The 18605-nt window shown below is 71.3% G+C and carries 19 protein-coding genes and 2 pseudogenes; 7 read left to right on the top strand and 14 right to left on the bottom strand.

Going from position 1 to position 18605, the window contains the following annotated elements:
• Positions 1 to 46 precede the first annotated feature (46 nt).
• Entirely contained in the window at positions 47 to 550 is a 504-nt protein-coding gene (gene ybaK / locus ACXKR8_RS42270) for a Cys-tRNA(Pro) deacylase (protein ID WP_458269811.1), read from the bottom strand.
• A 111-nt stretch (positions 551 to 661) separates the two neighbouring features.
• Here ybaK and ACXKR8_RS42265 point away from each other — a divergent pair, with 111 nt between their 5' ends.
• Together ACXKR8_RS42265 and ACXKR8_RS42260 are read left to right on the top strand one after the other, a co-directional pair.
• Positions 662 to 1129 (top strand): PPOX class F420-dependent oxidoreductase, encoded by a 468-nt coding sequence (locus tag ACXKR8_RS42265; protein ID WP_458269810.1) that lies wholly within the window; start codon positions 662 to 664, stop codon positions 1127 to 1129.
• A 4-nt stretch (positions 1130 to 1133) separates the two neighbouring features.
• Positions 1134 to 1877 (top strand): VOC family protein, encoded by a 744-nt coding sequence (locus ACXKR8_RS42260; protein ID WP_458269809.1) that lies wholly within the window; start codon positions 1134 to 1136, stop codon positions 1875 to 1877.
• Positions 1878 to 1895: 18 nt separating this feature from the next.
• Here the strand turns inward: ACXKR8_RS42260 and ACXKR8_RS42255 are convergent, their stop codons facing one another.
• The 10 genes and pseudogenes from ACXKR8_RS42255 to ACXKR8_RS42210 form a co-directional block, all read right to left on the bottom strand.
• Positions 1896 to 2750 (bottom strand): alpha/beta fold hydrolase, encoded by an 855-nt coding sequence (locus tag ACXKR8_RS42255; protein ID WP_458269808.1) that lies wholly within the window; start codon positions 2748 to 2750, stop codon positions 1896 to 1898.
• Entirely contained in the window at positions 2744 to 3472 is a 729-nt protein-coding gene (locus tag ACXKR8_RS42250; protein ID WP_462100066.1) for a hypothetical protein, read from the bottom strand. The genes ACXKR8_RS42255 and ACXKR8_RS42250 overlap by 7 nt, the downstream gene beginning before the upstream one ends.
• Positions 3445 to 4014: a hypothetical protein gene (locus tag ACXKR8_RS42245; RefSeq protein WP_462100065.1), complete on the bottom strand. Its 570-nt coding sequence runs from the start codon at positions 4012 to 4014 to the stop codon at positions 3445 to 3447. The genes ACXKR8_RS42250 and ACXKR8_RS42245 overlap by 28 nt, the downstream gene beginning before the upstream one ends.
• The gene (locus ACXKR8_RS42240) at positions 4014 to 4523 is read right to left on the bottom strand and encodes a SigE family RNA polymerase sigma factor (protein ID WP_458269806.1); all 510 of its coding nucleotides are present in this window, start codon (positions 4521 to 4523) and stop codon (positions 4014 to 4016) included. The genes ACXKR8_RS42245 and ACXKR8_RS42240 overlap by 1 nt, the downstream gene beginning before the upstream one ends.
• A gap of 162 nt (positions 4524 to 4685) precedes the next feature.
• A complete protein-coding gene (locus tag ACXKR8_RS42235) occupies positions 4686 to 5309 on the bottom strand; it encodes a pyridoxamine 5'-phosphate oxidase family protein (protein WP_458269805.1) in 624 nt (207 codons plus the stop codon).
• Between the two features lie 204 nt (positions 5310 to 5513).
• Positions 5514 to 6023: a hypothetical protein gene (locus ACXKR8_RS42230; protein WP_458269804.1), complete on the bottom strand. Its 510-nt coding sequence runs from the start codon at positions 6021 to 6023 to the stop codon at positions 5514 to 5516.
• A gap of 62 nt (positions 6024 to 6085) precedes the next feature.
• The gene (locus tag ACXKR8_RS42225; RefSeq protein WP_458269803.1) at positions 6086 to 7435 is read right to left on the bottom strand and encodes a uracil-xanthine permease family protein; all 1350 of its coding nucleotides are present in this window, start codon (positions 7433 to 7435) and stop codon (positions 6086 to 6088) included.
• Between the two features lie 181 nt (positions 7436 to 7616).
• Positions 7617 to 7988: a ricin-type beta-trefoil lectin domain protein gene (locus ACXKR8_RS42220; protein ID WP_458275227.1), complete on the bottom strand. Its 372-nt coding sequence runs from the start codon at positions 7986 to 7988 to the stop codon at positions 7617 to 7619.
• 93 nt (positions 7989 to 8081) lie between these two features.
• Positions 8082 to 9332 (bottom strand): annotated as a pseudogene (locus ACXKR8_RS42215) (alginate lyase family protein); the annotation flags it as partial.
• A gap of 427 nt (positions 9333 to 9759) precedes the next feature.
• A complete protein-coding gene (locus tag ACXKR8_RS42210; RefSeq protein WP_458266773.1) occupies positions 9760 to 10713 on the bottom strand; it encodes a transposase family protein in 954 nt (317 codons plus the stop codon).
• On the opposite strand from ACXKR8_RS42210, the gene ACXKR8_RS42205 reads away from it, so the two are divergent.
• The 5 genes and pseudogenes from ACXKR8_RS42205 (at position 10712) to egtD (ending at position 16639) form a co-directional block, all read left to right on the top strand.
• Positions 10712 to 11995, top strand: coding sequence for a ThuA domain-containing protein (locus ACXKR8_RS42205; protein ID WP_458269802.1), 1284 nt, complete (start codon positions 10712 to 10714; stop codon positions 11993 to 11995). The genes ACXKR8_RS42210 and ACXKR8_RS42205 overlap by 2 nt on opposite strands.
• A 191-nt stretch (positions 11996 to 12186) precedes the next feature.
• A complete protein-coding gene (gene egtA / locus ACXKR8_RS42200; protein WP_458269801.1) occupies positions 12187 to 13452 on the top strand; it encodes an ergothioneine biosynthesis glutamate--cysteine ligase EgtA in 1266 nt (421 codons plus the stop codon).
• Between the two features lie 92 nt (positions 13453 to 13544).
• On the top strand, positions 13545 to 14900 hold the full coding sequence (gene egtB, locus ACXKR8_RS42195) for an ergothioneine biosynthesis protein EgtB (protein ID WP_458275226.1): 1356 nt from the start codon (positions 13545 to 13547) through the stop codon (positions 14898 to 14900).
• Complete coding sequence (gene egtC, locus ACXKR8_RS42190) at positions 14900 to 15664, top strand: ergothioneine biosynthesis protein EgtC (protein ID WP_458269800.1); 765 nt, start codon at positions 14900 to 14902, stop codon at positions 15662 to 15664. Before egtB ends, egtC begins: the two co-directional genes overlap by 1 nt.
• A pseudogene (gene egtD, locus ACXKR8_RS42185) lies at positions 15661 to 16639 on the top strand (L-histidine N(alpha)-methyltransferase). Before egtC ends, egtD begins: the two are co-directional and overlap by 4 nt.
• On the opposite strand, the gene ACXKR8_RS42180 reads toward egtD, so the two are convergent.
• Genes ACXKR8_RS42180 through ACXKR8_RS42170 form a run of 3 tightly spaced genes read right to left on the bottom strand, consistent with a single transcriptional unit; the run spans position 16636 to position 18539 of the window.
• The gene (locus tag ACXKR8_RS42180; protein WP_458269798.1) at positions 16636 to 17133 is read right to left on the bottom strand and encodes a YcxB family protein; all 498 of its coding nucleotides are present in this window, start codon (positions 17131 to 17133) and stop codon (positions 16636 to 16638) included. The pseudogene egtD and the gene ACXKR8_RS42180 sit on opposite strands and share 4 nt — an antisense overlap.
• Positions 17134 to 17163: 30 nt before the next feature.
• Positions 17164 to 17586, bottom strand: a complete 423-nt coding sequence (locus ACXKR8_RS42175) for a DUF7919 family protein (protein ID WP_458269797.1) — start codon at positions 17584 to 17586, stop codon at positions 17164 to 17166.
• On the bottom strand, positions 17586 to 18539 hold the full coding sequence (locus ACXKR8_RS42170; RefSeq protein ID WP_462100064.1) for a putative adhesin: 954 nt from the start codon (positions 18537 to 18539) through the stop codon (positions 17586 to 17588). Before ACXKR8_RS42170 ends, ACXKR8_RS42175 begins: the two co-directional genes overlap by 1 nt.
• Positions 18540 to 18605: the final 66 nt, after the last annotated feature.

Raw genomic sequence — 18605 nt, 5'->3', positions numbered from 1 at the left:
CTCGGCCTGCGCTTGGCCTGCGCTTGGCCTGCTCCCAGCTTGCGGCTCAGTCCTTGTGGCGGCCGATCGGGGCGGGGACGGCTCCGGTGAGGGTGAGCAGGTCCTGCGGGGAGAGCTCGACCTCCAGGCCCCGGCGGCCGGCCGAGACGAAGACGGTGGGGTGGGCCAGCGCGCTGTCGTCCAGCACGGTGCGCAGCCGCTTGCGCTGGCCGAGCGGGGAGATCCCGCCGAGGACGTAGCCGGTGGCGCGCTCGGCGGCGGCCGGGTCGGCCATCGCGGCGTGCTTGCCGCCGACCGCGGCGGCCAGGGACTTGAGGTCGAGCCGCGCCGCGACCGGGACCACCCCGACCGTGAGCGTGCCGTCGACCTCGGCGACCAGGGTCTTGAACACCCGCAGCGGGCTCACCCCCATCGCCCCGGCGGCCTCCTCGCCGTAGGAGGCCGCGGCCGGGTCGTGCGCGTACGCGTGCACCGTGAACACCACTCCGGCCGCGTCCAGCGCCACCGTCGCCGGGGTGCCCTGACCTCCGCGCTTCGCCTTCTTCGCCATGCCCGTCCGACTCCTGACGCCGCGTCCGTGCCCCGGACCTGCCGGTTGCGCCCCGAGCTGCCGGCTGCGCCCCGGACCTTCCGGTTGGGCTCCGACCATAGACTGCGCGGCATGAGCCGACGAATCGCCACCAGCACCGCCGTCGAGCGCGAGGCGCTGCTCGACTTCCTCCGCCCGCGCCACCGCGGGCTGCTGATCACCACCCGGGCGGACGGACGGCCGCAGGCGTCGCCGGTGGCCTGCGGGGTGGATTCCAGCGGACATATCGTCGTGTCGACATATCCGCAGCGCGCCAAGGCCCGCAACGCCCGGCGCGACCCCCGGGTCAGCATCGTGGTCCTCTCCGAGGACTTCGACGGCCCCTGGGTGCAGGTGGACGGCAGCGCCGAGGTGATCGACGCGACCCAGGACGTGGAGCCGCTGGTCGAGTACTTCCGCTGCATCGCGGGCGAGCACCCGGACTGGGACGAGTACCGCGCGGCCATGCTGAAGCAGGGCAAGGCGCTGGTCCGGATCACCCCGGAGCGCTGGGGCCCGATCGCCACCGGAGGCTTCCCGGCCGACCTCGCGGAGGGCTGACGCCTTGATCAGATGGACCTATGCCTATATCGACCGGCCCGCGGACCGCTTCGCCGAGGCCGCGGAGTTCTGGACCGCGGTCACCGGCACCCGGCTCTCCGACCGCCGGGGCGAGCACGGCGAGTTCGCCACCCTGCTGGCGCCGGACGCCGACGCCTGTCTCAAGCTCCAGGCGGTCGGCGACGCCGGCGGCGCGCACCCCGACCTGGCCGTGGACGATGTGGCGGCCACCAGCGCGACGGCCCTCGGCCTGGGCGCCACCGTGGTCGGCGACCATGGCGACTGGACAGTGCTGCGGTCGCCGGGCGGCCAGCTGTTCTGCCTGGTCCCCTGGCAGGGCGAGGCCACCCGTCCGGTCGCGGCCGAGGCCCCCGACGGTTCGTCCAGCCGGCTGGACCAGCTCGCCCTGGACATCGCCCCGGCGGCCTACGCGGCCGAGGTGGCGTTCTGGGCGGAGCTCACCGGCTGGGAGTCGCTGCCGGGTTCCCTTCCCGAGTTCCATGTGCTCCGGCCGCCCGCCGCGCTGCCGGTCCGGTTCCTGCTGCAGCGCCTGGACGTCCCCCGCCCGGCCGGCGCCCACCTCGACCTGGCCTGCTCCGACCGCGAGGCGGTCCGGGCCCGGCACGAGTCGCTGGGCGCGCACACGGTCGGCCGGGGCCCGCACTGGATCGTGATGGCCGACCCGGCCGGCGGCAGCTACTGCCTGACCGGGCGCAGCCCGGCGACCGGAGGCCTGCCGCCGCGCTGACCGCTCATCCGGTCCCGTTCATCCGATCAGTTCCAGTAGTCGGCCCAGGGCCTGCTCCCCGGAGCCGAGCACCGAGATGTGCCCGTCGTCCGGGCGCCGCCAGAGCTCGGCCGAGGGGCAGTGCCGGGCCAGCCACTCGCCGTGGGAGCTGGGCACGATCCGGTCCTGGCCGCCGTGCAGCAGCACGACCGGCGCGACGATCCGCGCCGGGTCGAAGCCCCACGGCCGGACGTAGGCCAGGTCGTCGTCCACCATCGGGCCGATGCCGTTGTCCAGGCCCTTCCCGGCCACGGAGCCCAGCCAGGCCCACTCCCCCTGCAGGGCCGCGAAGTCGGCCGGGGTGAACATCTCCGGGTCGAAGTCACCGGCCGCGAGCACCTGCTCCAGCGCCGCGCGTCCCTCGACGGCGGCCCGCAGTTCCGCCTCGCCGGAGGCGACCATGCCGGTGAACCAGTCGTCCAGGTCCTCGGCGTCGAACGGGGCCAGCGACGCCCCGCAGAGCACGCCGAGGACCCGCTCGGGCAGCAGCGCGGCGCAGGCCAGCGCATGCGGTCCGCCGCCGGAGTGGCCCATCACCGCGAACCGGTCCAGGCCCAGCGCGTCGGCGATCACCGCGACGTCGGCGGCCGCCGAGGCCACGTCCCGGTCCGGGTGCCGAGTGGAGCCGCCGTAGCCGGGCCGGTCGTAGGAGACCCAGCGGAGGCCGTTGCGTTCCGCGAACGGGAACAGCGGCTCGGGCGGCGCACCGATGTTGGGCGTGCCGTGGTGCCAGACCACCGCCGTGCGGGTCGTGCCGGCTGCGGCGTCGGCGTCGTAGACATGCAGCGTGCGACCGTCGCTCAGTTCGAGATCGATCTCCGTCGTCGTCAGCATGAACCGAGCCTAGTGACCGGCACCGACAACCTGGGGAGGTCCGCCAGGGCGATCGCCCGTCCGGTGCTGCTCAGGGCGTCGTTCTGGCCGGCGGTCAGCGGCGCGTAGCTGTGGTCCCGCAGGTCGATCAGGATCTCCTCCGAGCCGGTGTCGTCGGCGATCGGCTGTCCGGCGCGGACGAAGGTGGCGACCGCGTAGTCCGGTGCTATCGGGTTCACGCCGCCGACGAAGTAGCCGGTCGGCGCGGTGATCTCGACGACCGGGGGGTTGCCCTGCCACCAGAGGTCCCAGCTCGCCGGTCCCGTGCCGATCTCCTTGCCGTCCGCGCCCTTGACCGGTGTGGTGGCCCGGCCCCAGCTGAAGGCCGGGCCGTTGCCGGTGTTCGACGCCCAGGTCCCGCTCGCCTTCAGGAACGCCGTCAGCTGTGCGGGCACCGGCAGCGGACGTCCGCCGCTCAGCGAGACCGTCCTGGGCACGTTGCCCGGGCCGAGGACCAGCATGGTGTCCCCGAGGAACACCCGGACGATGCCGCCCGGATCCTGCTCGTCGCCGGAGGAGAGGGTCATCAGATGGTTCTTCCCTGAGCTGTCCCCGAGCGAGCCCTCGCGCATGAAGGGCTCGCTCTCCCAGGCCACCCGGCCCGATCCCGCCGCCCAGAAGCCCAACTGCTGGGTCGGGTGCGCCGCCGCCGCCATCAGGGTCCTGGTCTGCCCGGTGGACATGTTCCAGGCATAGAGGCCGAGGGTGTTCTCGTACTGCTGGTCCTCGGGGTCAGCGCCAGGACCAGCCAGCTGCCGTCGAAGCTGCCGGCCACCGACCAGGTCGCCTTCGGGAACCCGGCCGGCATGGCCGGGAGCGTCAGCACCGTGCTGCGGGTCCTGAGGTGGTCGGTCAGCTGCAGGACCTGGTTGCCGTCCTGGACAAACACCCGTGACCCGTCCGGCGCGGCGGCGACCAGGGTCGTCCCCTTGGGCAGGACGTTCGCCGGGTCGGTCAGCGCCGTCGCCCAGGCCGAGGGCAGCGGCACCTGGCAGAGCGGCACCGGCTTCGCCGGGACCGGCGGGTGGACGGGGCGGTGCAGACCCAGCAGCGTTCCGCCGGTCACCGCCAGGGCGACCGCCAGCCCACCCGCCACGGCCCGCCGCCTGCGGCTGCGCCGCACCTTGGCGATCACCAGGGCTGCCGGCGAACGGGTCGCCGGACGGTCCTCCACCAGGGCGTTCAACTGGGCGCGCAGCGCCCCCTCGGCATCAAGCTCGGACATTACGCCTCCCGCGTCAGCTGAGCGGATCCCGCGTCGGAGCGCAGCTTCGCCAGGGCCCGGGAAGCCTGGCTGCGCACGGTCGCCGTGGAGCAGTCGAGCAGGTGTGCCGTCTGCTCCACGGAGAGGTCCTCGTAGTACCGCAGCACCACCACGGCCCGCTGCCGTCGCGGCAGCTGCCGCAGCGCCCGGGACAGCGCGTCGCGGCTGCCCACCGCGCTGGTGAAGTCCGCGGACGCCTCGGCCGCCTCCGGCAGCTCGTCCTGCGCGGACTCACCGTGCCAGCGGCGGCGCAGCGAGGTCAGGAACAGGTTCAGCATGATCCGCTGCGTATAGGCGAGCGCGGAGTCCGCCGCCGCCACCCGGCGCCACTGCCGGTAGACCTTCATCAGCGTGGCCTGCACCAGATCCTCGGCCGCATGCCAGTCCCCGGTCAGCAACCGCGCCGATCTCGCCAACTGGCTGTGCGTCTCGGCGACGAACTCCGTGAACGCGACGTCGTCCGCACCCACACCCGGCCCCCCGTCTCGCGGCCTCCCCTGCGGAGCCCCCTCACCTGCTCAGACAACCCGGCCGCCGACAAACGCTGCTTCCGATCCCAGCGGACTTTACGTCAGCGTGTCGGCTCCGATCCGGGCCGGGGCGGGTTGGGCCCCAGGCGGGCCTCCCCGCGGTCAGCCCTCCTGGGCGGCCCGCTGCTCGGCGGCGGCGCCGAACCAGTCGCCGCCCTTGCGGCGCACGTTGTCGGTGCCCCAGGAGCGGTCGATCGGCATCGCGACCAGGTGCGGGATGTGCTTGGAGCAGTGGATGTAGGCCTCCTGCACGGTGACCTGGACCCAGATCCTGGCCCGCCGGCCCGGCACCGGGTCGATCGGGAGCTCCGGGTTTTGCTCGCGCATCTCCTCGTCGCGGACCAGCCGGACCGTGCCGTTGACGTGCAGTCCGATCCGGTACCGGGAGAAGTCGAGGAACAGCATCCCGATGTGGGGATTCTCGTAGGCGTTGCCGAGGCTGGCCATCACCCCGTTGCCCCGGTAGTCGGGGTAGGCGAGCGAGGTCGGGTCCTGGACCTGCACGAATCCGCGCGGTCCGGCCCGCATCGAGCTGTCGCACTCCCCCTGGCCGTTGGCGGTGGCGATGAACACCATCTCCTGCTCGGCGACGAACTCCCGCATCCGGGCGTTGAGGTGATCGAGCGTCTGGTCCCGGTAGAAGGCCTCCGCCCGGGCCTGGGTGCCGAGTTCCTCCTGCAGCAACTGCTCACCGATCGAGCCCGGCCCCGCGCCCAGGTCGTCCATGGCTTCCCGCCTTCCCGCCGCCGCGCCCGGCCGACCCCGGGCGCATGCCCCTGACACTCCCCATCTTCTCCGCCCACGGCACATCAGATAGGGATATAACGGCATAGTTGCCCAGGACCGGACCCGATCCGGACGAACGGCTCCCCCGCCCCGGCATTCCTGGCCGATCGGACGCACACCCCCGATTCCGCCCCAGCCCGGCCGTCAGTACGCCTGGCGCTCGGCGGCCCACTCCTGGAGTGTGGCCAGCTGCGCGGTCTGCCAGCGGCTGGGGCGGGAGGCGCCGCCGGGGGCGAGCAGGAACAGCGGCGTGATCCGCGCGGACCCGTCCGCGGCGTGCCAGCGGACGGTGGGCAGCCTGACCCCGGAGACCCCGAAGAGGACGGCCGCCACGGCTACGCCTCCGCCGGCCGAGGGCAGCACCGCGTCGATCGCGGAGCGCGGCACCGTCCGGGTCCGGGCCAGGCCGCGGACCGTCAGCGCGTCGTCGGTCAGCACCAGCTCCAGACGGAAGGAACGGACCGCCGCCCAGAGCAGCAGGGCAATGATCGGAACCATAAGGACCATCAGGATCACAACGCCGCCGTCCAGCAGCGCGCCCACCTCCATCGCGCCGAGCAGCAGCGCCACCAGCACCAGCGGAAGGCCCGACAGCAGCCGCCGAACCGGAGTGGCCCGCAGGTGGAGCGGGGTGCCGACGGTCCTGGTGTCCATGCGACCGACCCTAACCGGTGCCATGTGCTGCGACCGCCGAGGGTCACACCGCTCGTAGGGTTTCAGTCGGCCAGGGGCTTGGTCGCGTCCCTCAGGTGGGCTGGGGCGAGCAGCCGCAGGCCGTGGTAGCCGACGAGGACGACGACGGTTCCCAGGGCGATGCCGCCGAGCTGGAAACTGTCCGAGATGTGCATGGTCACGCCGCCGGCCCCGATGACGATCCCGGCGGCGCACGGGATCAGGTTGACCGGGTTGGACAGGTCAACCCGGTTGCGCACCCAGATCTGTGCGCCGAGCAGGCCGATCATGCCGTAGAGGACGACGGTGATCCCGCCCAGCACCCCGCCCGGCACCGCCGCGACGATGGCGCCGAACTTCGGGCACAGACCGAAGAGCAGGGCGAACCCGGCCGCCGCCCAGTACGCGGCGGTGGAGTACACCCGGGTCGCCGCCATGACGCCGATGTTCTCGGCGTAGGTGGTCGTCGCTCCCCCGCCGACGGCCGTGGACACCACGGTGCCGATGCCGTCGGCGGCGATGGCGATGCCCATGTAGCCGTCGAGGTCGGCCCGCGTCATCTCACTGACGGCCTTGACGTGGCCGGTGTTCTCGGCGATCAGCGCGATCACCACCGGCAGCGCGACCAGGACCGCCGACCCCGAGAAGTGCGGAGCGTGGAAGTCCGGCAGTCCGACCCACTTGGCCGGACCCACGCCGGACAGGTTCAGCCGCCAGTGGTCTGTCACCTTGCCGGAGGAGTCGGCCGAGTGGATCTTGCCGAAGATCCGGTCCAGGCCCCACGACAGGGCGTAGCCGAACACCAGCCCCAGGAAGATGGCGATCCGCGACCCGAAGCCGCGGAGCGCGACCAGCGCCAAGCCGGTCGCCGCCATCGTCGCCAGCGCCGTCCACTGGTCCTGCGGCCAGTAGGTGCCCGCCGTCACCGGGGCCAGGTTGAAGCCGATCAGCATGACGACGGCGCCGGTGATCGCCGGCGGCAGCGCCGCCTCGATGATGCGGGCCCCGCCGCGCTGGACGATCGCGCCGAACAGCACCAGCGCCAGGCCCACGACCAGCATGGCGCCGGTGATCTCAGCGGCGCTGCCGCCCTGGGCCCTGATGGTCGTCGCCGCACCGACGAAGGAGAGGCTGCACCCCAGGTAGCTGGGAATGGTTCCACGCGTGATCAGCAGGAACAGCATCGTGGCGACACCGGACATCATCACGGTCAGGTTCGGGTCCAGACCCATGAGCAGCGGGGCCACATAACAGGCCCCGATCATCGACGCGACGTGCTGCGCGCCGAGCCCGACGGTGCGGCCCCAGGTCAACCGTTCCCATGGCTTGACGACCTCGCCGACGGCGATGCGCTTGCCGTCGCCGTGAAGCTTCAAGCCGAGACCCCAGCCCATCCCGCGCTCCCTGCACCCGTCCCGGCCCCCACGTCACGATCACGCTAGGCCAGCGGCGGGTCCTCCCTGCGGACCCCGTCGGCGTGGCCCGGCACCGGGTACTCCGGGCAGCGCAACGGCCGGGCGGATGCCGCCCGGCCGTTGCGCGGGGTCGCCAGTGACCCTCGGGAACCCGGCCCGCCTAGGCGGGCAGCGCCCACTGCTGGTTGGCCGAACCGCCGCAGGTCCAGATCTGCAGCGGGGTGCCGTTGGTCGTGCTCGGCCCGGTGACGTCCAGGCACTTGCCGGACTGCGGGTTCACCAGCGAGCCGTTGCTGCCCGCCGTCCAGACCTGCGACCCGGTGCCGTTGCAGTCGTACAGGTCGACCTTGGTGCCGTTGGCGGTTCCGGCCGCGGTGACGTCCAGGCACTTGCCCAGCGCCTTCAGCGTGCCGTCCGTGCCGACGGTCCAGCTCTGCGCGGCGGTGCCGTTGCAGTCGTAGAGGTCGATCGCGGTGCCGTTGGCGGTCTTGGCCCCGGTGACGTCCGCGCACTTGCCGCCGTAGCCGGTGATCTGCCCGGCGGACGTGCTCGGCGGAGTGGTCGTCGGCGGGGTGGTCGTCGGCGGCGCCGAGGTCGGCGGGGTGGTGCCGCCGGTCGGGACGACGTCGGGGTTGTCGGCGTTGGTGAGGGTCTCCCAGGCGACGAACAGGTCGTTGCTGCCCTGCGGCCGCTTCTGCTCGGTGAGCGTCTGGGTGTTGGCCATCGCTATGCCCTCACGGTTGTGCAGGGCGTTGAAGCCGGGCTCGGTGACCGGGCCGAGGCCCTTGTTGACGCTGCCGCCGCAGAGCCAGGACGGCACCGCCGCGCCGAGCTCGTACTTCGACTGGAAGCCCAGCGCCTGCTGCAGCCGGGGGCCGACCTCCGGGTAGAGGTCCTGGCCCTGGATCAGCGCGGTCTCGGCCACGCTGGATATCGAGGCGATGCCGTAGCCGGTGTGGGTGAAGTCGCGGCAGGTCTCCTGGGTGAGCCCGTCGACAAAGGTCGACTGGCCCTGCCAGTAGGAGATGATCTTCGCGCTGGTGTTGAGGTTCTGGCTGGGGACGGTCTTGGGCAGGGCGCCGTCCGAGGTCAGATAGATGTAGGCCGGGACCCGGACCAGGTACTTGTTGATGGCCTTGGCGTAGTCGGCGGTGTCGTTGAGGTAGATGGAGATGCCGACCGCCGCCTGCATCATCACCAGCTCCCAGTTGCCGTTGCTGTTGGAGCCGTTGATGATCTCGGGCAGGTAGACGTTCTTCAGCATGGTGCCGAAGCGCGCCTGGTTCGCCCAGCCGCCGGTGTAGGTGTAGCGGATGATCTCCGCGGCCTGCGGCCACATGGATCCGGCCCAGCCGGTCTGCAGCGGGGCGTTGGCGTTGGTGTGCTCGGTGATGGTGGACGACCAGGCGTCCATCAGCTTGATGGACTCCTTGGCGTAGGCCGCGTTTCCGGTGATGTACCAGGCCAGGGCGTCGGTGTAGGCCGCTATCGCGTCCTGGCGCTCGTCGGTGCAGCCGTTGTTGGGGTTGGAGACGGGGCCGCACTCGACGTTGGCGCGCGCCTTGGGGGTTCGCGTCAGCGAGGCGTAACTGCTGGTCATCATCTGGGTGTTGGCGCTCTTCCAGGGCTCGGCCCCGGCCTGCACCTGGGTCTTCACATAGGCGAGTTGCGTCAGGCTGACCCCGACACCGGGGTGGACGAACGAGGTGGGGGCGGGGGCCACGGCGGGGACGGCGGCCGCGGCGGGGGTGGTCGTGGCCGCATTGCCCGAGGGGACGGTCAGCACTCCGGCGAGCACGGCGACCAACAGGCCGGTGACGCCGAAGAGCGCGCGGCGGCGTCGGGGCAGACGACCGTGCAGAGGGGACGAACGCATGGGGATGCCTTCCTGTGGGGGTGGAACAAATCCCTGGCATTCACAGATATGAATACGTATCAGCAACATGAACATGCCGAGTCGCCTGAAAAGATAGGTCTGAACCAATCACCCGTCAATAGCCTTCCCCGCACTGCTCCGTGGAAGTGCCTCGACCTGCGCCAACACCCCCTCGGGCCTCGACAGATGTCGGAATATTGGCCCAGACCATTGACGTGACCATGCGATTTGAGTTCAATCAAGTCGCGAGAGAAGTAGCGGGAGAGCGCTCCCCGGTTCACTTCCTGAACCCCCGTCAGCACCCACCCAGAAGGGGTCCGCTCATGGTCCCGACCCGCTCCACCTTCCCCACCAACCGCGCACTGTTACGGCGCTGTGTGCGATTGAGGTCAGGGCGTGTCGGCCTGGCGGGTTGTCTGATGGGTGATCACCTCTCGGCAGCGCGGTCGGAGACCAGGCCGGCTACGGCTGTGTAGGTCTCGTCGAAGTCTTCGCGGCGGCCGAGGAAGCGTTGCAGGGTGCGCCATTGCTTGTGCTCGGCGTTGGCGTGCTCCACGCAGATGCGCTCCGACGACTGCTGGTGGCGTTCCGCGTTCCAGGCCGCGAGTTCCTGGGGTGTCGCGTCCTTCTTCGGTTTGAGCGGCGGAGCCTGGACCTGGTCGGGAAACTCCTTCGCCAGGCCCCGGTATCCGGCGTCGACCTTGGCTTTGACCTGTGGGAACTGCCTGAACAGGTCGGCGATTCCCTCGGTGCGCACCGCCGTCTGGTCGTGCATCCGCCCGGGGCGGAACGCCCCGGCCCACAGAGTCCGGCCCTGGCCGTCGGTGACGACGGTGGCCTTCTTGGTGTTCATCTTCTTTTTGCCCGAGACGAACGCACGTCGGCCGGGCTTGTTGGCGCGCGGGCGGCGGACCTGGACCTCGGTCCCGTCGAATCGCAGCTCGACGCCCTCGGCCGCCGCGTAGGCGAAGACGTCGGCCAGGGTGCGAAGCCGCAGCTCGGGATGGTCCTTGACGGCGAATCCGCGTGCGGCCAGCAGCGGTCTGATCTCACGGATCGCGCGGGTGACCGTGGAGCGGTCCACTCGGTACAGCTCGGCCAGGGCCGCGTGCGGGAGCTGGAAGCGCAGCGCCACCAGGGTCACGATGATCCGGTCCACGAACACCAGATCGTGGTCGGGGCCGGCCCCGGCCGCACGCAACCGCTCGTGGCCTCGGCGTTCACGCAGCCGGGATTCCTCGGCAGCAGTCCAGACGCCGGCGAGTTCGGCGACGAGTTTGCCGAGTCGCCGCGGCTGGAGGCCGGTGAAGATACGCTTGGACAAGGCCGTGCGGCCCGGGTGATGCGTCACAACACCACTCCACCGCACGGCCTGCTTCATGTCCGGGCAATACCACGATCGTTATTCGTACACCGCGCCGTTAGGCCTGCTCGCCCTGTGCGCGCTCCTGCTCGGGCTGATAGCGGCCCCAGGCTCCGGCAGTGCCCGGGCAGCAACAACCACCCCGTTCAAGGTGATCGCCTTCTACGACGGCACCTACGACGCCGCCCACATCAGCTTCGACCACGAGGCCAACCAGTGGTTCCCGCAGCAGGGGGCCGCCAACGGTTTCACCTACACGTCCACCACCGACTGGACCCAGCTCAACACCGCCAACCTGAAGAACTACCAGGTGGTGCTGTTCCTGGACGACGCACCGCAGACCGCCGCCGAGCGGACCGCCTTCCAGCAGTACGTGCAGGGCGGAGGCGGTTGGATGGGCTTCCATGTTTCCGCCTTCAACACCGACCCCAGCATCTGGCCCTGGTACTACAGCACCTTCCTGGGCACCGGCGCGTTCCAGACCAACAGCTGGGGACCGACCTCGGAGACCCTGAAGATCGAGGACCACACCAACCCCGCCACCGCGGCGCTGCCCGCCACCATCACCTCCTCGGTGAGCGAGTGGTACAGCTGGACCAACGACCTGCGGCAGAACCCCAACATCGACATCCTGGCCTCGATCGACCCGTCCAGCTTCCCGGTCGGCACCGATCCCAACCAGACCTGGTACAGCGGCTATTACCCGATCGTCTGGACCAATCGCAACTACAAGATGATCTACGCCAACTTCGGCCACAACGCGATGGACTACGCCACCAACACCACGCTGTCGTCGACCTTCGCCAGCGCGGACCAGAACAGCCTGGTCCTCAACGGGCTGAAGTGGCTCGCCGGCGCCGGCACCGTCACCCCGCCCACCAGCCCGCCGCCGACCACGACGCCGCCGGTCGGCACCCACGTCGGACCGATCACCGGCTACGGCAGCAAGTGCGTGGACGTGGCCGGGGCCAGCAGCGCCAACGGCGCCGCCGTGCAGCTCTACGACTGCAACGGCACCAGCGCCCAGAGCTGGACCGTCGGCACCGACGGCACCCTCAAGGCCCTGGGCAAGTGCGCGGACGTCACCGCGGCCGGCACCGCCAACGGCAGCAAGGTCCAGCTCTACGACTGCAACGGCACCAACGCCCAGAAATGGACCGTCGGCAGCAACAACACCCTGGTCAACACCGGCTCCGGCCGCTGCCTGGACGCCACAGGACCCAGCTCCGCTAACGGCACCCGGCTGCAGATCTGGGACTGCTCCGGCGGCGCCAACCAGCAGTGGCACCTCCCCGCCTGAATCAACGACCCAATCACCCAACCATCCGACGGACCCCCGGCGCACCACGCGCCGGGGGTCCGTCGCGTTCCGCCCACCTCCGCCCGCTCCACCCGCTCCACCCGGCTCGCCGCGCAGGATTTCCGAGTCTCATCGCATAATCGGCAGGTATCGGGTTATTGGTGATGGATCGGAACGAGAGGAGCGAGGCCATGGGTACCAAGTTCGGAGAACGCGAAGCGCTGACACACATCGCCGGAATCTCCTTCAAGACCGGCCCACCGCAGCACACCGGCATCGAACTGGAATGGCTGGTCCGCGACCACGCGGATCCGACCGCGGCGGTGCCCTTCGACCGGCTGCGGTCCGCGCTGGCACCGCTGACCGAACTGCCCAACGGCGGCAGGATCACCCTCGAACCCGGCGGCCAGGTCGAGCTCAGCTCCAGCCGGGCCCCCAGCGCGGTGCGCTGCGTGCGGGAGACCGCCGCCGACCTCGCCGCCCTCCGCGAGGCGCTGGCCGCGGCAGGCCTGGTGGCCGCCGGATGCGGCCTGGAACCCTTCCGCACCCCGGGCCGGGTGCTGGACCAGCCCCGCTACGGGGCGATGGAGGCGTACTTCGACCGCTCCGGCCCCTGGGGCCGGATGATGATGCGCGCCACCGCCTCGGTCCAGATCAACGTCGACGCCGGCGACGAAAGCGACAGCAGCACCGGCTACCGGTTCCGCTGGGCGCTGCTGCACCGGCTGGGCCCGGTGCTGGTCGCCGCCTTCGCGAACTCGCCGCTGTGGCAGGGCCGGCCCACCGGCTGGCGCTCCAGCCGGCAGGCGGTCTGGGCGAACATGGACCCCGGCCGCACCCGCCCGCCGAGCCCCCACGGGGATCCGCGCACCGACTGGGCCCACTACGCCCTGGACGCCGGGGTACTCGCCCTGCGCCGCCCCGAGCCCGAGTCGTGGACCGCACCGCCGGAGCTGTCGCTGCGCTCCTGGCTGCACGGGACACAGGCCGGCCCCCCGCCCACCCTGGGCGACGCCGAATACCACCTGACCACGCTGTTCCCCCCGGTCCGGCCCCGGGGCTGGCTGGAACTCCGCATGATCGACGCCCAGCGGGGCGACGACTGGATCGTGGCCGCCCTACTGGTCACCGCCCTGCTCGACGACCCGTCCGCCGCCCGCGCCGCGTACCGGGCCACCGAGGCCCTCACCGAGGGCGGCGAGCTGCCGCCCTGGTCGGTCTGGCTGCGCGCGGCCGGGCAGGGACCCGCCGACCCGCAGCTCGGCGCCTGCGCCAGGACCTGCTTCGAACTGGCCCGCGCGGCGCTGGCCCGGGCCGACACCCCGGCGGACCTGCAGCAGGCGGTGGCCCGCTTCGCCCAGCGCTACCCCGAGCGGGGCCGCTGTCCCGCCGACGACCGGCTCGACGCCCTGCGCACCGGAGCCGCAACCGACCTCACGGAAGGCGCAACGCGATGACGCCGCAGCACACACCGCCGCAGGCCACGTCCACGGCGGCGCCCGCGCCCATGCCCGCGCCGCCGTCCGAGCCCACGCAGCCGCCGCCGTCCATGCCGGCGCCCGGGCCCGCGCCCGCATCGACGCCGCAGGAGCGGGCCCGGGTGGCTCTGGAGACGGCGCGGGCCAGGACCCTGGCCCTCACCGACTGCCTGGACGACGCCGAGCTCTCGGCCCAGCACTCGCCCTTGATGTCCCCGCTGGTCTGGGATCTGGCCCACATCGGCAACCAGGAGGAGATCTGGCTGGTCCGGACGGCCGGCGGCCGCCCCGCCCTGCGTCCGGACCTGGACCCGCTCTACGACGCCTTCCAGCACCCCCGGGCCACCCGCCCCGCCCTACCGCTGCTGCCACCGGACCAGGCCCGCAGCTTCGCGGCCGAGGTCCGCGACCAGGCCCTGGAGGTGCTGGCCGCGGCGCCGACCGCGGGCAGCCCGCTGTTCGAGGGGGGCTTTGTCTTCGGCATGCTCGCCCAGCACGAGCAGCAGCACGACGAGACCATGCTGGCCACCCACCAGCTGCGCCAGGGACCGCCGGTGCTGCACGCCCCGGCCCCGCCGCCCGCACCGGCCGACGCGGCCGCGCTGCCGTCCGAAGTCCTGGTCCCGGCAGGCCCGTTCACCATGGGCAGCTCCACCGACGCCTGGGCGCTGGACAATGAACGCCCGGCCCACCGGGTCGAGGTCGGCGGCTTCTGGCTGGACGCCGTTCCGGTCACCAACGCCGCCTTCCAGGAGTTCGTCGAGGACGGCGGCTACACCCAGCAGCGCTGGTGGAGCCCGCAGGGCTGGGAGCACCGGCAGCGGGAACAGCTGCAGGCCCCGCTGTTCTGGCTGCGCGACGGTCGTGGAGAAGACCGCTGGCTGCGGCGGCGCTTCGGCCGGGTGGAGCCGCTCCCCGCGGACCAGCCGGTGCTGCACGTCTGCTGGTACGAGGCCGACGCCTACGCCCGCTGGGCCGGGCGGCGGCTGCCCACCGAAGCCGAGTGGGAGAAGGCCGCCCGGCACGACCCGGCCACCGGCACCAGCCTGCGCCACCCCTGGGGCGAGGACGATCCAGGCCCGCGCCACGCCAACCTCGGCCAGCGCCACCTGGAGCCCGCCCCGGCCGGCTCCTACCCGGACGGCGCCGCCCCGTCCGGCGCCCGGCAGCTGCTCGGCGACGTCTGGGAGTGGACCAGCACCGACTTCACCGGCTATCCCGGCTTCGCCGTCTTCCCCTACGCCGAGTACTCCGAGGTCTTCTTCGGCGGCGACTACAAGGTGCTGCGCGGCGGCTCCTTCGGCACCGACCCGGTCGCCTGCCGGTCGACCTTCCGCAACTGGGACCTGCCGATCCGGCGCCAGATCTTCTCCGGCTTCCGCACCGCACGGGACGCCGACCGCACCCCCGCGGCGGAGGCCCGCTGATGTGCCGTCACCTGGCCTGGCTGGGACCGGTGCGCCCGCTCGCCGAGCTGCTGGCGGACCGGCCGCTCAGCCTCTACCGGCAGTCCTGGGAGCCGCGGCGGCAGACCCACGGGACGATCAACGCCGACGGCTTCGGCATCGGCTGGTACCCGCCCGGCGGCGAGGACGCACCGGCCCGGTACCGCCGCGCGGTACCGGTCTGGACCGACACCGAGCTGCCCGACCTGGCCCGCACCCTGCACAGCGGGGCGATCCTGGCCGCGGTCCGCGACGCCACCCCGGGCACCAGCCTGGACGCCGCCGCCTGCGCGCCCTTCCGCACCGGGCGGTGGCTGTTCAGCCACAACGGTGCGGTCGACGGCTGGCAGCGACTCCCCCAGGACGTCCGCACCGCCCTGACCGGCGCCGATCTGCTCGGGATCGAGGCCTCCTGCGACTCCGCGCTGCTCTGGGCCCTGGTCCACGAGCGACTCGCCGCCGGGGATCCACCGGGCGACGCACTGGCCGCGGTGACCCTGGCGGTCGCCGCGGCACGCCCGCAGGCCCGGCTGAACCTGCTGCTCACCGACGGTCTGACCATCGCCGCGGTCCGCTGGGGCGACACGCTCTGGTACCGCGGCGCGGCCGACCAGGTGCTGGTGGCGTCCGAACCCTGCGACGACGGGGCCGGCTGGCGCGAGGTGCCCGAGCACGCGCTGCTGCTGACCGACCGTGACCACCAGGTCCGCATCACCCCTCTGTCGAACGAAGAGAGGCCCTCATGACTGGCACCCGCGGCTACGGCTACACCGACACCCTGGAAGCCGAGTTCTACGCCAGGGCGCTGCGCGCCGACATCCGCGCCGGTCTGACCCGCAGGCCCAAGACCACGGCGCCCACCTGGTTCTACGACGCCCGGGGCAGCGAGCTCTTCGAGGAGATCACCCAGCTCCCGGAGTACCCGGTGTGGCGGGCGGAGCTGGGACTGCTGCAGCTCCACGCCGAGGAGATCGCCGCCCGGACCGGGGCCCGCAGCCTCACCGAACTGGGGTCCGGAAGTTCGACGAAATCCAAGCTGATCATCGAGGCGCTGGGTCCTGACGGCCTGCAGTACGTCCCGTCGACGTCAGCGCGGACGCGCTGCACCAGGCCAGCGCCCAGCTCGTCCGGGAGTACCCGGGATCGTCCTGCACGCGCTCCGGGCCGACTTCACCACGCAACTGGTGCTGCCCGAGCTGCCCGACAACGGCCCCCGGCTGATCGCCTTCCTCGGCGGCACGCTGGGCAACTTCCGCCGGACCTCCCGCGGCCCCTTCCTGCGCGGGCTCCGCGGCATCATGCGCCCCGACGACTACCTGCTGATCGGCGCCGACCTGGTCAAGGACCAGCAGGAGATGACCACCGCCTACGACGACAGTCAGGGTGTCACCTCGGAATTCGACAAGCATGTGCTGCAGGTCCTGAACCGCGAACTGGACGCGGACTTCGACCCGGACGCCTTCGACCACCTGTCGGTGTGGAACAGCAACGAACAGCACATCGAGATGAGGCTGCGCAGTCGGGTGGAGCAGCGCGTCAAGATCCGCGAACTCGACCTGTCGGTGCACTTCGAGCCCGGCGAGGAGTGGATCACCGAGAGCAGCGCCAAGTTCAGCACCGACGGGCTGCAGGCCGAACTGACCGCCGCCGGCCTGCGCACCGACCGGCTCTGGGCCGACCACAAGGCCGGCTTCGCCCTCATCCTCGCCACCGCCCGCTAGAACGGCGAGCGGCGATACCTCCGCGCCGACCAGGTGGACAGCAGGGTGGTCAGTTGACCGACCTCGGCGTCGGTCAGCACCCGACTGGGGATCACGGTGGTCGCCTCGCCGCGGCGCGAGACGAAGATCCAGCCGGTCTTGGTCTTCGTGGCCTGAACGACGTCCGACCACTCCGTCTCCGACGTGCTCGTCCCCCGGGTGACCAGCAGCCCCTGGTCCGAGGCCGCGACGACGGACTGCTGGGTGAACTCCCTGGCCGCGGCCCCGGCCTTGTGGGCGCCCCGCAACCAGGAGAAGGTCAGCGCGCCCATCAGCAGGAAGCCCACCACGGCCACGCCGGCCGGCAACGCCGGCAGCGCGATCAGCGCCACCACGGCCAGCGCGCCGATCAGCACAAGACCGGGAATGCTGCGCATCCGCTCGAACTTCGTGAGCGACGCAGCCATCGCATCGACCTCACCCGCGGACAACCGCACGGTCACGGTGATGTCCATTTTTCCCTCCCACTCTCGGACCGCAGAAAGTCAAGCAGCTGCTACTACGGCGTCCACGAAATCCTCGGGCGGGAGGTAGTAGTGGGCGGCAACGTAGTGAATCACAAGAGTTGGCGCCGCATAGATCCGCCCGGAGGTCCCGATGGCTCTCAGCTCACCATTGCCGATCGAAACCTCGCCATACTTCGACTGAAATGTAGTGAACTCCCTCCACCTGCTCCGGTGCTCATCGGGAGAAATCGCAGGACAGATGTCGCAGAAGTGGACCCCCCGCGTCAGATTCACCGGATCCGCGCACAGACGGACAAGTCCAGCGATCAACTCATCGGAAGAAACACCCACCGGATAGCTGTGCCCTTCGCCGAGCCACCCGACGTTGAGCAGTGTCCCGTCTCCCGGCGAATCAGCATCGACACTGTAGGAGTAAGGCGACAAGTCCTCGAAATAGGTCATCAGAAAGCAACTTCCCTACAGATGCACAGGTGGACGACGCCACCGATCGACCCATTACCAAGGAGCGTCGACAGGCGGGTCGGCTCCGAGACGGTGGTCGACCCAGTCAGGATGTTCAGCCCTGCCGGAGGAGCGATTGTGTAGTCAGGGACGGACGACCCCGGCCCATATGTCTCCACGGGCTTGATGGTACGCGACCCGCCCTCGATAGCGTTTCCGACCGAATCGTCCAGTTTTTCGCCATGATTCACATAGAAGTGTAGATAGGTCCCTGAGGGAACCTTCGTCTTTCCATCCGCCGTGTAGTAGAAACCGTGCCCTGCTACCGCCTGGCCACCACCTCGCCCGCCCTCGGTGACGGATGCGGGTTCGTTGGAACCCGGCTTGGATCCCCTGAGCCCTCCGCCCCCGCCTCCTTCCCCGACGGCGTAGCTTTCAGCTCCTGCGAGGTTGGCGACGACTCCTGCCCCCACCGCAAGTGTCGTCAGGCCGGCGCCGGTGGCGGCTGTGCTCACGCCTGCCGAAATTCCGGCGACTGCGGCCATCTCCAGCGTGGCCCCGCCCAGGGCGGCTTCGCCGAAGGCTCCGGCTGCGGCGATGGCAACTTCTGGCGCGACCACGCAGATCACGATGACGGCGGCGACCGCGGCGACGATCAGGGCGGCTTCGAGAATGGCTGCCGCGTGGACCTGTACCTGGCAGACCGCGTCGTACCAGGAGCAGTGGCGGTGGGCTGCTGCTGCCTGGGCTCGGGCCTTGGCCTCGGCTGCGGCGCGGGCCTTTTCCTCGGCGCGGGCGGCGGCGGCTTCAGCTGCGGCGCGGGAGCGGTCGGCCGCGGCCTTCTTGGGGTCGTAGGTGCTGCAGTTCTCCGCGGTGCACAGGGCACCGAACCCCTGGGCCTCGGCCAGGCTCTGCGAGATGGGGGGTGCGCCGGGCACCGTGGGGACGTTCATGGTGGGGTCGGCCCACCAGTTGTCCAGGCCGGTGGGGTCGCTGAAGGTGACGGGGTTGCTGGAGGC

It is taken from the genome of Streptacidiphilus sp. PAMC 29251 (assembly GCF_054208735.2).
Note: the sequence above shows the minus strand (reverse complement) of the source record. Positions and strands in the feature narration are given on the sequence as shown.

Coding starts and splice junctions, on each gene's coding strand:
- ACXKR8_RS42210 (WP_458266773.1), bottom strand. CDS start 10,713: ATGAAGCAGGCCGTGCGGTGGAGTGGTGTTGTGACGCATCACCCGGGC.
- ACXKR8_RS42225 (WP_458269803.1), bottom strand. CDS start 7,435: ATGGGCTGGGGTCTCGGCTTGAAGCTTCACGGCGACGGCAAGCGCATC.
- ACXKR8_RS42180 (WP_458269798.1), bottom strand. CDS start 17,133: ATGGACATCACCGTGACCGTGCGGTTGTCCGCGGGTGAGGTCGATGCG.
- ybaK (WP_458269811.1), bottom strand. CDS start 550: ATGGCGAAGAAGGCGAAGCGCGGAGGTCAGGGCACCCCGGCGACGGTG.
- egtB (WP_458275226.1), top strand. CDS start 13,545: ATGCCGGCGCCCGGGCCCGCGCCCGCATCGACGCCGCAGGAGCGGGCC.
- ACXKR8_RS42265 (WP_458269810.1), top strand. CDS start 662: ATGAGCCGACGAATCGCCACCAGCACCGCCGTCGAGCGCGAGGCGCTG.
- ACXKR8_RS42170 (WP_462100064.1), bottom strand. CDS start 18,539: ATGAACGTCCCCACGGTGCCCGGCGCACCCCCCATCTCGCAGAGCCTG.
- ACXKR8_RS42250 (WP_462100066.1), bottom strand. CDS start 3,472: ATGTCCACCGGGCAGACCAGGACCCTGATGGCGGCGGCGGCGCACCCG.
- ACXKR8_RS42245 (WP_462100065.1), bottom strand. CDS start 4,014: ATGTCCGAGCTTGATGCCGAGGGGGCGCTGCGCGCCCAGTTGAACGCC.
- egtC (WP_458269800.1), top strand. CDS start 14,900: ATGTGCCGTCACCTGGCCTGGCTGGGACCGGTGCGCCCGCTCGCCGAG.
- ACXKR8_RS42255 (WP_458269808.1), bottom strand. CDS start 2,750: ATGCTGACGACGACGGAGATCGATCTCGAACTGAGCGACGGTCGCACG.
- ACXKR8_RS42230 (WP_458269804.1), bottom strand. CDS start 6,023: ATGGACACCAGGACCGTCGGCACCCCGCTCCACCTGCGGGCCACTCCG.
- ACXKR8_RS42205 (WP_458269802.1), top strand. CDS start 10,712: ATGTCCGGGCAATACCACGATCGTTATTCGTACACCGCGCCGTTAGGC.
- ACXKR8_RS42175 (WP_458269797.1), bottom strand. CDS start 17,586: ATGACCTATTTCGAGGACTTGTCGCCTTACTCCTACAGTGTCGATGCT.
- ACXKR8_RS42235 (WP_458269805.1), bottom strand. CDS start 5,309: ATGGACGACCTGGGCGCGGGGCCGGGCTCGATCGGTGAGCAGTTGCTG.
- egtA (WP_458269801.1), top strand. CDS start 12,187: ATGGGTACCAAGTTCGGAGAACGCGAAGCGCTGACACACATCGCCGGA.